Raw genomic sequence first — 14,176 nt, 5'->3', positions numbered from 1 at the left:
GTGGTCGGCCGGGTTCGACATCTTCATAGTGTTTCGGTGGTCATAGCGTTAGGGAAACGCCCGGTTACATTCCGAACCCGGAAGCTAAGCCTTTCAGCGCCGATGGTACTGCAGGGGGGACCCTGTGGGAGAGTAGGACACCGCCGAACAATTCTTCTGGGAAAGCCCTGGGCCGTGATGGTCCGGGGCTTTCTCGCGTTCTGGGGGGGCATTCCGCTCCGTTCCCGGACTTCGGTCGAGGAACCGGGACAGCGACTGTTACGGAACTGGATTCGGTGGTGTCGGTGTCGCCGGGCTGGAGCGGGCGATGGAGCGCGGCCCTCTGGCCCACGGCTGGGTTCATCAACGGTGGCCCCTGCTCCGGGTGAGGACGCTGATCGGCCGGCTGTTCCACGTGCCGTACACGGTCGAGCGGACGTGGCGGCAGATGGAAGCGGCACGGCTGGTCGTGGCACCTCGGTCCGCGAGTGCACCGGGGCACAAGGACCGCCCAAGGGCTTCGGGCTGGCGCGACTTCCGCGACCTGGTGATTCGCGCGTGTATCCAACTCGGCGGTCTGATCGTCGTTTGCCCGTCAAGGAGCCGCCTCCGGCGGATGGGGTCTCCCCTGGCGCTCCGGGCCGTGGGGAAGCCGAGGGGAAGGATCGCAAGGCGCCGGATCGACCTCGTGGTGGGCCCACTCGGTTGATCCGCCAACGCCGCGAGTCGCCGTGCCGGGCGCCGCGACGGGGCGAACGTCGCCTGGTGCGGCGCTACAGACGTCCCGCTGCCTTGAGCGCCAGGTAGGCATCGGCCAGAGCCGGCGCGAGGTTCTCGGGAGTGGCGTCGACCACGGTCACGCCATGGCGTTGGAGTTGTTCCGCCGTGCGGCGGCGCTGTAGCTGGGCCTGGGTGCCGGCCGCGGCCTCGTACACCGCGTCCAGGCTGCCGCGGGCGCCGGACATCTTCTCGACGTGCGGATCGGCAACCGAGGCGACCATCACCGAGTGGCGCTGCGTGAGCTGCGGCAGCACCGGCAGGAGGCCCTCTTCGATGGGGGCGGCGTCCAGGCCGGTCAGCAGCACGACGAGAGAGCGCCGGGGGGCGTGCTTGAGCGTCGCCGCGCTGAGGCCACGAGCGTCCGTCTCCACCAACTCCGGTTCCAGAGGCGCCATGGCGTCGACCATGGCCGGCAGGATCTCCCCGGCCGCTCGACCCTGTACCTGGGCGCGGACGCGGCGGTCGTAGGCCAGCAGGTCCACCCGGTCACCGGCACGGGTGGCGAGTGCGGTGAGGAGGAGAGCGGCGTCCATGGCCGCGTCAAGACGTGGGACGTCGCCCACTCTTCCGGCCGCGGTACGGCCCGTGTCCAGCACGATCAGGATGTGACGATCCCGCTCCGGCCGCCAGGTGCGGACGGCGACAGTGGTCTGCCGAGCGGTGGCGCGCCAGTCGATGGAGCGGGTGTCGTCCCCCGGCACGTACTCGCGGAGGCTGTCGAACTCGGTGCCCTCCCCACGGGTCAGCACACTGGTCCTCCCGTCGAGTTCGCGGAGGCGGGCCAGCCGGGACGGCAGGTGTTTGCGGCTCGTGAAGGGCGGCAGGACGCGGACCGTCCAGGGAACCCGGTGGTTCCCCTGGCGGGCGGCGAGGCCGAGCGGTCCGTAGGAACGGACCGTGACGAGCTCGGCGTGGCGGTCACCGCGGCGGGTGGGGCGAAGGACCGTCCTGAGACGGCGGCGCTCGCCGGCCGGCACCGTCACCGTGTGTCGTGAGGCGGCCTGCTCGGTTCCCGGGAGCCAACTGCTTGGTGGCCAGGCGTCGCGCAGGCGGGCGCGCAGCCGTCGGGAGGAGGCGTTGGTGATCGTGAGCTGTACTTCCGCGCTCTTGCCGAGTCGGACGGACGAATCACCGGTTCGGGTGAACTGGAGAGTTCGGACTGGTGCGGCCAGGGCGTAGTCGCACAGAATTGCTACTGAGAGTGGTGCGTTGACGGCCAGGATCCCCGTCCAGCTGGGTGCGAGGAGCCCGACGGGAATGGAGCCGAGAGCGGCGAGGAGAGCCGCTCGTCCGGTGAGGACCATGGCGCACCGCCTCAGCGGGGGACGGGGACGTGGGCGAGGATGGCGGTGATGAGCGAGTCCGCCGTGACGCCTTCCATCTCGGCTTCAGGCCGGAGCTGGATGCGATGACGGAGGGTGGGCAGGGCGAGGGCCTTCACGTCGTCGGGGATGACGTAGTCGCGTCCCGTGAGCCAGGCCCAGGCCCGCGCAGTGGAGAGCAGGGCGGTGGCGCCTCGGGGAGAGACCCCGAGGGTGAGTGAGGGGGAGTCACGGGTGGCACGGCAGATATCGACGACATAGCCCGCGATCTCGGCGGAGACCGAGGTCTTGGCGACGGCCGTCCGGGCGGCTTCCAGGTCGGCGGGTGTGGCGACGGGGCGGAGCCCGGCGGCCTGCAGGTCCCGAGGGTTGAAGCCTTCGGCGTGCCTGGCGACGACGTTGATCTCGTCGTCGCGAGACGGCAGCGGCACGGTCAGCTTCAGCAGGAAGCGGTCGAGCTGTGCCTCGGGCAGGGGGTATGTGCCCTCGTACTCGACCGGGTTCTGAGTCGCGGCCACCAGGAAGGGCTCGGGGAGAGGGCGAGGTGTGCCGTCGACGGTGACCTGGCGTTCCTCCATGGCTTCCAGAAGCGATGACTGGGTTTTCGGCGGTGTCCTGTTGATCTCGTCGGCCAGCAGGAGGTTGGTGAAGACCGGGCCCGGCTGGAAGGAGAACTCCGCGGTCCGCGCGTCATAGACCAGAGAGCCGGTGACGTCGCTGGGCATGAGGTCCGGGGTGAACTGGACCCGCTTGGTGTCCAGTTCGAGCGAAGCGGCCAGCGCCCGCACGAGGAGGGTCTTGGCGACGCCGGGGACTCCTTCGAGGAGGACATGGCCACGACAGAGCAGGGCCACGACCAGCCCGGTGACCGCGGAGTCCTGACCGACCACGGCCTTCGCGATCTCGGTGCGCAGGGCCTCCAGCGAGGCGCGTGCGTCGTCCGAGTGCTCGGCGGTCTCGGGGGTCGGGGCGCTCATGAAGTGCTTACCTCTCGTTCGAGGGCGTCCAGTTGGTCAGCCAGGCGGATGAGTGCGGCGTCGTCGGCAGGGGCCGGTCCGAAGAGCAGAGTCCGGAGGTCGCGGTCGCTGTTGCGCAGATGTGCCGAGACGGCCGGGAGGAGGAGGTCGGGTGAATGGACGTCCGCGAGGGTGACGCCCAGGAGGGGGGCGAGCCGGGTCCGTGTGGCCTGGCGGAGGGCGGAGGCGGCGCGGTCGCGGGCGTTCGCCTTGCGGTAGAGGCGTGCCCGGCCCTCGGTGGACTCGGAGGCACGCACGGCCACGGGTAGCCGTTCGCTGACGAGCGGCCCGAGCCGGCGGGCGCGCCATACGGCGGCGAGCACGGCGGCGACGGCGAGCTGAAGGGTGGCCCAGAGCCATCCGGAAGGGATGAGCCGGCCGATGCCGGTATCGCCCTCCCCGCGCCCGTCGCGGGTGCCGTCGTCCCCGGCGACCGATCCGTCGGAGAGGGAAGGGAGGTACCAGACCAGATGAGGGCGGGAACCGAGCAGTTGGAGGGCGAGCGACGCGTTGCCCTCCTTGTCGAGGCGTTCGTTGTAGAGGATGTCGGGGGAGCCGAGGAGGACGGTGTCGCCGGCTCCGGGAGCGTCGGTCCGGAGCAGCGTGGGGAGTCCGTCGACGAGATAGCAGGAGTCGCTGCCGAGGGTGTTGTCGGTGGTGTAGCGCTCGCCGCCCAGATCGGCGCTCCCGGCTCGCCGGGCTGGCGGGAAGGTGCACTGCGGCTCACGCGCGGAGACCGGGGCGGGTGTGTCGGCCGAGGTTCCGGGGGCGAGGGTGCCGACGGAGTCAGGGCCGGGGGCGACGAGGACGGAGCGGCCGCCGGAGGAGGCCATCGCCTTGTGCAGGGCGTCCCGTTGCCTGCCGCTCAGCAGGTCGGGCCCGGCGACCAGCAGAGTGGTGTCGGGGCCCGTCGCGGTGGTGGCTTCGCTCAGGGTGGTGACCACGCGAGTGGTGACGCCTCGGTCCTTGAGCAGTTCGGCGACGGCGCGGCTGCCGGAGGGGTCGGTGGAGCGCGGGTCGAGGCGGCCGTGGCCGCCGCCGGAGCGGATGACCGCGATGACGAAGCCGGCCACGACGAGGACCACGAGCACGAGCAGGATTCCCCGGCTTCGGATCCAGACCTGGTGGGTGGTCGGAGACACCGCGGTGGTGCCGGTCGTGTCCCCGGTCATCCGGCGGCCCCCGGGGCCGTGGCTGTCAGATCCGGCTTGGTGCGCCCCAGTTCGGTGTCGAGGTCCCGCAGACGTGTGTACGCGTGCTGGTCGGCGGTGCGTCCGCCGTATGTGACGTCGTCGAAGGTACGGGCCGCCGTGCGCAGTGCGTCGGTGTGGCCGGGCAGGGGGCGCCCCGCTTCCGCGGCGGCCTCGTCGGCGGTGCGGCCGGGGCGGGGCTCGAGCAGGGCGCGCTCCTCGAGTGAGCGGACGATGGCGCGCATCCGTTCCTGGACCGCCTGGTTCCAGCGTCCCGCGGCGGCGTGCGTCTCGGCGGTCGCCCGGTGCTCGGCGGCGCTGCGGGCGCGGTCGTCGAAGAGCGCGTCCCCTGTGGTGAGCGTGCGGTGCGGGGTCCCCATCCGCCACCACAGTGCGGCGACCAGCGCGGCGACGAGCAGGGCGATCACGGCGAGCCCGAGCGGACCGCCGGGTGAGGCTCCCGCCGCCGTGTCGAGCACGTCGGTGAGCCACTCCCAGAAGCGGTTGAGGGCGCGCTCGACCAGGTTGGGATCGTTCTCGTGGTACATCGGCTTGGACAGCTCGCGTTCGGCCGCCTCCCTCGCGGGGACACGAGGGAGGTCCACGGGCACGTCGTCGTCGGCGTGGACCCGCAGCCACGCCCTGGTCGCTCCCCCCGTGACGGACACGGCATCAGCTCCTGGAGGTGTCGTCGCCCGGTGCCGCGCCGTGGTCGTTGACGCCCGCCGCCCTGGCCAGTTCGAGGTCGAGAGCCTCGCGGCGGATGCGCTGGTCGACGTAGAGGAGCACGGTGACACCCGCCGAGATCGGATAGGTGATGGACGAGGCGACCACCGCGCCGATGCCGGTGATGATCAGGAAGGGCCAGCCGAACTCCGGTGTACGGCCCGAGACCAGTCCGCTGAGGCCATCGCCGTCGACGATGTAGGCGATCACGCCGAACGGGATGGTGATGATCAGGGAGACCAGGAAGATCAGCAGCATCGTGAGCAGCAGGATGCCGAAGACCCGCCACCATGCTCCGCGCACCAGCTTCGCCGAGCGCCGCATCGACTGGACGACGCCCTGCCGTTCCAGCATGAGGGCGGGCGAGGCGAGTGCGAACCGGACCATCAGCCAGACGGTGACGACCGCGCCGGCGATCCCGCCGAGTGCGGCGAGGGCGGCGCCGCCCTCGGAGCCGAGGAGCAGGCCCGGCAGCAGTCCGCTGGCGAGCACCGTGGTGGCGATCAGCGGCAGCAGCAGGGTGAGGCCGAGGAGTTGGGGCAGTCGCGGTCGCGCCTCGCGCCATGCGTCGGACAGCGTGACGTCGCGGCCCAGTACCGAGCGGCTGATGACCACGGTCAGCAGGGCGGTGGTGAAGAGCGTGGCGATCAGAGTGATCGCCATGACCGGTGCCGTGCCCACGAGCGTCGCGTTGAGCTGGTCCCCCAGCTGGCTCAGGGTTTCCTCAGGAGTGGCGTTCGGATCCACCCTGGGCGGCTGTGGGACGAGATAGCGCTGGACGAGGATGTCGCAGATCTGGGTGATGACGGAGACCGTGATCGTGATGCCCAGGACCGTGCGCCAGTGGACGCGCAGGGTGGACACCGCGCCGTCGAGGATCTCGCCGACTCCGAGCGGGCGCAGCGGGATCACTCCGGGCTTCGCGGCCGGCGGCTGCCCCCACCCGCCTCGCTGCGGTCCGCCACCCCAGCCCGGTCCGCCGGTCTGCGGGGGCACGGGTCCGCCGCCGGGTCCGGTCGGCGGGGCCCACCGGCCCCCGGGCGGCTGCTCCTTGGACCACTTCGAGGAGGTGTCGGGAGCGTCGGCGGGGCCGGGCGCTCCGGCATTCCGGTCGTCGGACGGGGAGGATCCGGGCGAGGCCCAGCCCGGAGTGTCGTTCACGGTCGTCCACCTCGTGGATGTGTCGCGGTGCCGGCTCGGCGAGCCGGCTGGGTCACGGCGCCTGTCCGCACGTCAGGGCGGGAGGCTGGCAGCCATCGTGCCACGCACCGGCCGCGGGCGGGCCGGGCCGTGGATCTCGTTCTCTCCTTCATTGTGCGTGCGTCAGCGGGCAGACTGGGCGGATGGCTGATCAGTACGTACAAACCCTCGACGGCGAACAGCCCCCCGGGCTCGACTCGCTGCGTTGGGACGAGCTCCCGGAAGGCCCGGTGCTGGTTCTGCTGGACCAGCGCAGATTGCCGGCCGAAGAGGCGGAGCTGGTGTGCACCGATGTTCCGGCCCTCGTGGAGGCGATCCGGACGTTGGCCGTGCGCGGTGCGCCGCTGCTGGGGATCGCCGGGGCATACGGGGTCGCGTTGGCCGCGGCACGGGGCTACGACGTGGCGGAAGCGGCGTCGCTGTTGGAGGCGGCGCGGCCCACCGCCGTGAACCTCGGCTACGGGGTGCGGCGGGCAGCAGGTGCGTACGAGACGGCGGCCGGCAGGGGCGCGGACGCGGAGCAGGCGGCCGCCGCCGTGCTGGCCGAGGCGCGGCAGCTGCACCGCGAGGACGCCGAGGCGAGCGAACGGATGGCGCGGCACGGGCTCGCGCTGCTGGACGAGCTGCTGCCCGGCGGCAGCCACCGGGTCCTCACGCACTGCAACACCGGGAGGCTGGTCTCCGGCGGTGAGGGCACGGCGTTCGCGGTGGCGCTGGCGGCGCACAGGGCGGGCCGGCTGCGCAGACTGTGGGTGGACGAGACCCGGCCGCTGCTCCAGGGCGCGCGACTGACCGCGTACGAGGCGGCCCGGAACGGGATGGCGTACACCCTGCTCACGGACAATGCGGCCGGATCGCTGTTCGCGGCGGGAGAGGTCGACGCCGTGCTGGTCGGTGCCGACCGGATCGCGGTGGACGGCTCCGTGGCCAACAAGGTGGGCAGCTATCCGCTCGCCGTCCTCGCCCGGTACCACCATGTGCCGTTCATCGTGGTGGCGCCGACCACGACCGTGGATCTATCGACGCCCGACGGCGCGTCGATAGAGGTGGAGCAGCGGCCCGGGCAGGAGGTGACGGAGCTGCCTGTGCCGGAGATGGTGACCGGTGTCACAACTCTCCCCGTGCCGGGCTCATCGGAGGCTGCCTCCGGTGCCCCCGGGGCGCTGGTCGCGCCGGTGGGGACCCAGGCGTACAACCCCGCGTTCGATGTGACGCCGCCGGAACTCGTGACCGCGATCGTCACGGAGGAAGGGGTCGTCTCCCCGGTCACCGGGGCCGGGATCGCCGAGCTGTGTTCCAGGTCACGCCAGGTAACGATTAGCTAATGGGATGATGTCGATTATGAAGGGACGCGTCCTTGTCGTCGACGACGACACCGCACTGGCCGAGATGCTCGGCATCGTGCTGCGTGGTGAAGGGTTCGAGCCGTCGTTCGTAGCGGACGGCGACAAGGCACTCGCCGCTTTCCGGGAGACCAAGCCGGACCTCGTGCTGCTCGATCTCATGTTGCCCGGCCGGGACGGCATCGAGGTGTGCCGGCTCATCCGGGCGGAGTCGGGTGTGCCGATCGTCATGCTCACGGCCAAGAGCGACACCGTCGACGTGGTGGTCGGGCTGGAGTCCGGTGCCGACGACTACATCGTCAAGCCGTTCAAGCCGAAGGAGCTGGTGGCCCGTATCCGGGCCAGGCTGCGGAGGTCCGAGGAGCCCGCGCCGGAGCAGCTCGCGATCGGCGACCTGGTCATCGACGTGGCCGGGCACTCCGTGAAGCGCGACGGTCAGTCGATCGCTCTCACCCCGCTCGAGTTCGATCTGCTCGTGGCGCTCGCCCGCAAGCCGTGGCAGGTGTTCACGCGCGAGGTGCTGCTCGAGCAGGTGTGGGGTTACCGGCACGCGGCGGACACCCGTCTGGTGAACGTGCATGTGCAGCGGCTGCGCTCCAAGGTCGAGAAGGACCCGGAGCGGCCGGAGATCGTCGTGACCGTCCGCGGCGTCGGTTACAAGGCCGGACCGAGCTGACATGGCCGTGGGCAGCGCTGCTCCGAAGCCCGGGGGGCCGGGAGTCCGTACGGGGCGGGCTGCCGGGCCCGGGCGCGGGTCATCACGTTTCGGCCGTCTCCTCCCCGGTGGGCGGCTGCTGCCGGACGGTGCTCCGGGCGGGCCGGTGCTCCGGCTCGTCGTGCGCTGGTTCAGGCGCCCGCTGCTGCCGGCCGTTCGGCTGTGGCGACGCAACATCCAACTCCGCGTGGTCGCCGGCACCCTGCTGATGTCGCTGGGCGTCGTGCTGCTGCTCGGCCTCGTCGTCATCGGCCAGGTCCGCAACGGACTCCTGGACGCCAAGGAACAGGCCGCCCTGAGCCAGGCCACGGGTGGTTTCGCGGCCGCGCAGGAGAAGGCGAGCGGGGCCTCGGGGCTCGACGGCCAGGACGGTGACGCGACTGACGGCAGGCCCAGCCGCAGCTCCGTGAACTGGCGGTCCGAGCTGGTGAAGCAGCTGGCCAGTGGCGGTCAGGGCGCGTACCACGTGGTGGCGCTGAGTCCGGACTCCGACGACGCCGGGACGAGCCGGGCGCCGAGGGCGTCCGGGGACGTGGACGTGACCAGCGTTCCCCAGGCGCTGCGCAGCTCGGTCGCGCAGGGGACGGGCACGTTCCAGACCTACGTCAAGATCAAGTACTCGGTTCCGAAGGAGCCCGAGGCCGGTCTGGTCGTCGGCAAGCGGCTCAACGACGTCGCGGGCTACTCGTACGAGCTCTACTACCTCTTCCCGCTCACGCAGGAGGAGGAGTCGCTGAGCCTGGTCAAGGGCACGCTGGCGACGGCGGGTCTGTTCGTGGTGGTCCTGCTCGGGGCGATCGCGTGGCTGGTGGTGCGGCAGGTCGTCACGCCCGTCCGGATGGCCGCGGGCATCGCCGAGCGTCTGTCCGCCGGACGGCTCCAGGAGCGTATGAAGGTCACCGGCGAGGACGACATCGCCCGGCTCGGCGAGGCCTTCAACAGGATGGCGCAGAACCTGCAGCACAAGATCCAGCAGCTGGAGGAGCTGTCGCGGATGCAGCGCCGCTTCGTCTCGGACGTGTCGCACGAGCTGCGCACGCCGCTGACGACGGTGCGGATGGCCGCGGACCTCATCCACGAGGCACGGAGCGACTTCGATCCGGCGACGGCGCGCTCCGCGGAGCTGCTGGCCGACCAGCTGGACCGGTTCGAGTCGCTGCTGGCGGACCTGCTGGAGATCAGCAGGTTCGACGCGGGTGCGGCGGCCCTCGAAGCCGAGGCGATAGACCTGCGCGAGGTGGTCCAAAGGGTGATCGGCGGCGCCGAGCCGCTGGCGGAGCGCAAGGGCAGCCGGATCCGGGTCGTCGGGGACGAGCAGCCGGTGGTGGCGGAGGCCGACGCCCGGCGCATCGAGCGTGTGCTGCGCAACCTCGTCGTCAACGCCGTCGAGCACGGCGAGGGCCGCGACGTGGTCGTGCGGATGGCGTCCGCCGGCGGAGCGGTCGCCGTGGCCGTACGGGACTACGGGGTGGGACTCAAGCCCGGCGAGGCGACCCGGGTCTTCAACCGCTTCTGGCGGGCCGATCCGGCACGGGCGCGCACGACGGGCGGCACCGGCCTGGGCCTGTCCATCGCCGTGGAGGACGCACGGCTGCACGGCGGCTGGCTGCAGGCGTGGGGCGAGCCCGGAGGCGGCTCGCAGTTCCGGCTTACCCTGCCGCGTACGGCGGACGAGCCGCTGCGGGGGTCGCCGATACCGCTGGAGCCCGAGGACTCCCGGCGTGCCCGTGAGCGTGCCGCCGCCGACGCGGCGAACGACCGGGCGCTGCGGCTGTCGACGGTGCCGTCGCAGCCCGGTGCGCACCGTCCGGGCCTGGCGATACCCGGCCGGTCCGCGGTGCCGCCGCACACGCCGCCGCCGTCGGCGGCGGTGGACCCGGCGGCGCTGCCCGGCAGCGGCGCCCGGGTGGTGGCCCGCCCGGTGCCGGAGCGGACGGGTGACGGAGGGACGGCGGAAGCAGTCCCGGGACAGGTTTCCGAGCGGGAGGACACCACTCGTGGGCGCTGAGGGGCGTCGGTACGGCCGCGGACGCGTCACACGGGGCACGGCGCTGCTCGTATGCGCCGGATTCGTGCTGGCCGGCTGCGCATCGATGCCGGACAGCGGCGACGTGGAGCAGGTGAGGGCCACCCAGGGGCCGGACTCACAGGTACGGGTGTACGCCGTCCCGCCCCGCGACGGCGCCAGGCCCCAGGAGATCGTCGACGGCTTCCTGGAGGCCATGACCAGTGACGATCCGAGCTACGCGACCGCCCGGAAGTACCTCACCAAGAGGTGGACCAAGAAGTGGCGGCCCGAGTCGCTCACGACCGTGCTGACCGAGGCCCCCGAGTCGTCGGCCCCACCCGGTCGTGAGGAGGGCGAAGAGCTGACCTACGCGCTGTCGGGCGAACTGATCGCGACGGTCGACCGCCACGAGTACAAGTCGGTCGTGCCCACGCAGTACGGCGGCGCGCTGCGGCTGGTGCGGCAGAACACCCCGGACGGCAAGGGCAAGGAGTGGCGCATCGACGCCGCTCCCCAGGGCCTCGTGCTCGGGGAGAGCGACTTCCTGCGCAACCACCTGTCGGTGAACAAGTACTACTGGGTGTCGGGGCAGAACACGGTGGTCGCGGACCCGGTGTACATCCGTCAGCGGCAGGATCCGGTGACCCGGATGGATCCGGTGACCCAGACGATCTCGGCGCTCTTCGAGGGCCCCGCGAACTGGCTGACGCCGGTCGTGGACTCCCCGTTCCCCAAGGGTGCGGGCCTGAAGAAGGGCGTCACGTCCCTGACCCCCGACGACCAGGGCGAGCTGAAGGTGCCGCTCAACGACAAGGCGTCGAACGTCGGCGGAGCGGTGTGCAAGCGGATTGCGACGCAGATGCTGCTCACCTTGCGGGAACTGGCGGCACCCCGCGTCGAGCAGGTGCAGCTCCAGCGGACCGACGGCTCCCCGCTCTGCGTGCTGACCGCCGACCAGGCGGACGCGTACTCGCTGGAGAGGCTCTCGCCCAGCCCCCACGTGTACTTCGTCGACAGCGACCATCGGATGGCCGTGGTGGGGACGAAGCCGAAGAACATAGACAAGACGCTGGTCCGAGGGCCGTTCGGCGACGGGCAGCTGGAGATCGGCACGGTAGCCGTGGCACGCAGTCTGCACCGGGCGGCGGCGGTCTCGCAGGACGGCAAGTCCCTGTACGCGGCGTCGATCGTCTCGGACGAGCCCCTGGCCGCTCCGTTGGCCCAGAGCGCCGCTCCCCGGGCCGCGGACCGGCTCTCGGCGCCCAGCTGGGACCGCAACGACCTGTGGGTCGCCGATCGGAACCCGGCCGACCCGCGGCTGCTGCGCTTCGCGGGCGGCAAGGGGCCTGCGCAGGTGGTCGCGGTCGACGGACTCGACGGCGCGCGTATCGAGTCGCTGCGGGTGTCGGCCGATGGTGTGCGCATGGCGCTGCTGCTGTCCAAGGACGGGAAGAGCACCCTGCAGATCGGCCGGATCGAGCGGAGCACGGACGCAGCGGGGGCGACCTCGGTGTCCGTGGTGGAGCTGCGGGCGGCGGCACCGCGCCTGGAGTCGGTGACCGCCCTGTCCTGGGCCGGGCCGAGCCGTCTCGTGGTGGTCGGCAAGGAGACCGGCGGTGTGCAGCAGGTGCGCTACATCGAGACGGACGGCTCCCTCACACCGGCAGGCGGTCTTCCGGGCCTCAACAAGGTGTCGGCGGTGGCGGCCACGGAGGACGAGGAGCAACTCCTGGTGGCGGTCTCGGACGACGGGCTGGTGCGGCTGATGCCGAACGCCAACTGGCAGACGATGGTCGAGAAGGGGACGTGGCCGGTCTACCCGGGCTGAACGCCTGAGCTCGTCGGTGTCCTGCGGCGACCGGGCGCGGGCTTCGTCACGCTGTCCGGACGGGCCGCGGCCATCGGCCGGTGGTCCGGACCGAACGGAACCTGGGTCCGCCGGTCCCAATCGGGACGCTCCCCGGGTTCGTCGTGGTTGGGCGGGACCGGACTCCCGGCTCGGCCCGTCCCTCGGCGAGCCGACCGCCTCCCACTCCTCGCGGAGGATCTCCACAGGCCGCCCGGGTTGTCCACAGCCCTGGCCCGCGCTTGTCCGCGGCCGGGCACAGTGGAGGCCATGAGGTGGTGGTGGCGCGAGGTCTCGGGGCTGGTGCTGCCCGCGCTGTGCGCGGGCTGCGGCCATGCCCGCACGTCGCTGTGCGAGGAGTGTGCGGAGCGGCTGGCGGGGCCGCCGGCGCGGGCGCGGCCGTGCCCGGAGCCCGCAGGGCTGCCGGTGGTGTTCGCCGCAGCACGGTACGAGGGCGCGGTGCGGTCCGTGCTGCTGGCCCACAAGGAGCGGGGCGCGCTGGGTCTGGCCGGTCCGCTCGGTGCCGCGCTCGCGAGGGCCGTCCGCGCCGCGTCGCCGCACGGCGGCGGTGCACCGGGGCCGCTGCTGCTGGTACCGGTGCCTTCGGCGCGCCGGACGGTACGGGCACGTGGGCACGACCCGGCACGGCGGATCGCCGTCGCTGCGGCAGTGGCACTGCGGCGCGCGGGGACGTACGCCCGGGCCCTCCCGGCGCTGCGCCAGAGCCGGCGGGTGTCAGACCAGTCGGGTCTCACGGCCCCGGAGCGGCTCGAGAACATCACCGGGGCGCTGGAGGCGGCCCCGTGGGCCGGGCCGGTTCTCGAGGCCCGCAGAGCCGTACTGGTGGACGATGTGATGACCACCGGAGCCTCGCTGGCCGAAGCTGCGAGGGCACTGCGTGCCGCGTCCTACGGACACCTTTCCGAGTACACCCGAATGAGTGCCGCCGTCATCGCCACTCCACCACTGTCGTTCGAAACGAGCCGGAACTGACATGGGCGTTGCAACGTTGCAGGTAGTGAGAGCAGGAACGGCCACGAATGGACGTACGCGCTGGTAGCGGGTGCCGACAGGGGGCCCGGCGAGCTATGTTCGGTGGTGAGGCACGGTGAACGCTCTCCTTCATCGAATACATGGCCGAGTTGCGGTCAGGTGTTCCTGAAGTAACCCAGATCTTTGACATCGGTGGGGTGGCGATCTTGCCCATGGGGGAGGAGGAGGTGAAAGTCGCCAAGTCCGAGGCTCTGGTGCTCACCGGAGCCTGGTGCAAAAGGGAGATGCTCCGCAATTGAACAGCGGAGTGATCCGGGAACGGAGTTCTGCGTGGACATCGTCGTCAAGGGCCGCAAGACCGAGGTGCCCGAGCGGTTCCGCAAGCACGTGGCCGAGAAGCTGAAGCTGGACAAGATCCAGAAGCTCGACGGCAAGGTGATCAGCCTCGACGTCGAGGTGTCCAAGGAGCACAACCCGCGGCAGGCCGACCGTTCCGACCGCGTGGAGATCACACTTCTTTCACGCGGCCCGGTGATCCGGGCGGAAGCAGCGGCAGGCGACCCGTACGCAGCGCTCGACCTGGCCACGGCGAAGCTGGAGGCTCGGCTGCGCAAGCAGCACGACAAGCGCCACACACGCAGGGGCAACGGCCGGCTGTCGGCGGCGGAGGTCGCCGATGTCGTTCCGGGCGTGGCCCAGTTGAACGGGAGCGGCGAACCCGTGACCGCGGAATCGCCGGAACCCATTCCCACCACCCGGATGGGCTCGCTCGAGGTGCAGGGCGAAGGACCCCTGGTGGTCCGGGAGAAGAACCACGTCGCTGCTCCGATGACGCTCGACCAGGCGCTCTACGAAATGGAGTTGGTCGGGCACGACTTCTATCTCTTCGTCGACTCCGAGACCAAGGAGCCCAGTGTCGTCTACCGGCGGCACGCCTACGACTACGGCGTCATCCACCTGAGGACCGACCCGCTCGCCGGAAGCGAGTCGAGCGGCGCCGGTGGTGCGCTCGGCGGCTGATCCCGTCATGCGACGGTGCCCCTGGGAGCGCCCCGTGC

The 14,176-nt window shown here is 71.5% G+C and carries 11 protein-coding genes, 1 rRNA gene and 1 pseudogene; 8 read left to right on the top strand and 5 right to left on the bottom strand.

The annotated features are described in order from the left end of the window. The first annotated feature begins 32 nt into the window (after positions 1–32). Positions 33–149 (top strand): 5S ribosomal RNA (gene rrf / locus QMZ92_RS32705). A 137-nt stretch (positions 150–286) separates the two neighbouring features. Beyond that, positions 287–452: pseudogene (locus QMZ92_RS36610) on the top strand (winged helix-turn-helix domain-containing protein); the annotation flags it as partial. Between the two features lie 300 nt (positions 453–752). Here QMZ92_RS36610 and QMZ92_RS32695 read toward each other — a convergent pair. From QMZ92_RS32695 to QMZ92_RS32675, 5 genes are read right to left on the bottom strand one after another with little or no spacing between them, the layout of a single operon-like run. Continuing rightward, a complete protein-coding gene (locus QMZ92_RS32695) occupies positions 753–2,063 on the bottom strand; it encodes a DUF58 domain-containing protein (RefSeq protein WP_283301201.1) in 1,311 nt (436 codons plus the stop codon). Between the two features lie 11 nt (positions 2,064–2,074). Next, positions 2,075–3,058, bottom strand: a complete 984-nt coding sequence (locus QMZ92_RS32690; RefSeq protein ID WP_283301200.1) for an AAA family ATPase — start codon at positions 3,056–3,058, stop codon at positions 2,075–2,077. Then, on the bottom strand, positions 3,055–4,269 hold the full coding sequence (locus tag QMZ92_RS32685; RefSeq protein ID WP_283301199.1) for a DUF4350 domain-containing protein: 1,215 nt from the start codon (positions 4,267–4,269) through the stop codon (positions 3,055–3,057). The genes QMZ92_RS32690 and QMZ92_RS32685 overlap by 4 nt, the downstream gene beginning before the upstream one ends. Then, entirely contained in the window at positions 4,266–4,955 is a 690-nt protein-coding gene (locus tag QMZ92_RS32680) for a DUF4129 domain-containing protein (RefSeq protein ID WP_283301198.1), read from the bottom strand. Before QMZ92_RS32680 ends, QMZ92_RS32685 begins: the two co-directional genes overlap by 4 nt. A 4-nt stretch (positions 4,956–4,959) precedes the next feature. Then, positions 4,960–6,174, bottom strand: coding sequence for a DUF7847 domain-containing protein (locus QMZ92_RS32675; RefSeq protein ID WP_283301197.1), 1,215 nt, complete (start codon positions 6,172–6,174; stop codon positions 4,960–4,962). 182 nt (positions 6,175–6,356) lie between these two features. Between QMZ92_RS32675 and mtnA the strand changes: the two genes are divergently transcribed. From mtnA to hpf, 6 genes are all read left to right on the top strand, one after another. Further along, positions 6,357–7,538, top strand: coding sequence for an S-methyl-5-thioribose-1-phosphate isomerase (gene mtnA, locus QMZ92_RS32670; protein ID WP_283301196.1), 1,182 nt, complete (start codon positions 6,357–6,359; stop codon positions 7,536–7,538). A gap of 4 nt (positions 7,539–7,542) precedes the next feature. Beyond that, on the top strand, positions 7,543–8,232 hold the full coding sequence (gene mtrA / locus QMZ92_RS32665) for a two-component system response regulator MtrA (RefSeq protein ID WP_208868138.1): 690 nt from the start codon (positions 7,543–7,545) through the stop codon (positions 8,230–8,232). Position 8,233: 1 nt separating this feature from the next. Beyond that, complete coding sequence (mtrB, locus tag QMZ92_RS32660) at positions 8,234–10,279, top strand: MtrAB system histidine kinase MtrB (RefSeq protein ID WP_283301195.1); 2,046 nt, start codon at positions 8,234–8,236, stop codon at positions 10,277–10,279. After that, positions 10,269–12,107: an LpqB family beta-propeller domain-containing protein gene (locus QMZ92_RS32655; protein WP_283301194.1), complete on the top strand. Its 1,839-nt coding sequence runs from the start codon at positions 10,269–10,271 to the stop codon at positions 12,105–12,107. Before mtrB ends, QMZ92_RS32655 begins: the two co-directional genes overlap by 11 nt. 288 nt (positions 12,108–12,395) lie before the next feature. Then, positions 12,396–13,118 (top strand): ComF family protein, encoded by a 723-nt coding sequence (locus QMZ92_RS32650; protein WP_283301193.1) that lies wholly within the window; start codon positions 12,396–12,398, stop codon positions 13,116–13,118. A 330-nt stretch (positions 13,119–13,448) separates the two neighbouring features. After that, positions 13,449–14,138, top strand: coding sequence for a ribosome hibernation-promoting factor, HPF/YfiA family (gene hpf / locus QMZ92_RS32645; RefSeq protein WP_283301192.1), 690 nt, complete (start codon positions 13,449–13,451; stop codon positions 14,136–14,138). Positions 14,139–14,176 lie beyond the last annotated feature (38 nt).

The sequence above is a fragment of the Streptomyces sp. HNM0645 genome, from assembly GCF_030056615.1.
Lineage (GTDB): Bacteria > Actinomycetota > Actinomycetes > Streptomycetales > Streptomycetaceae > Streptomyces > Streptomyces marianii.
The sequence above is the reverse complement of the archived record's forward strand: the minus strand, read 5'-3'. Positions and strand labels throughout refer to the sequence as shown.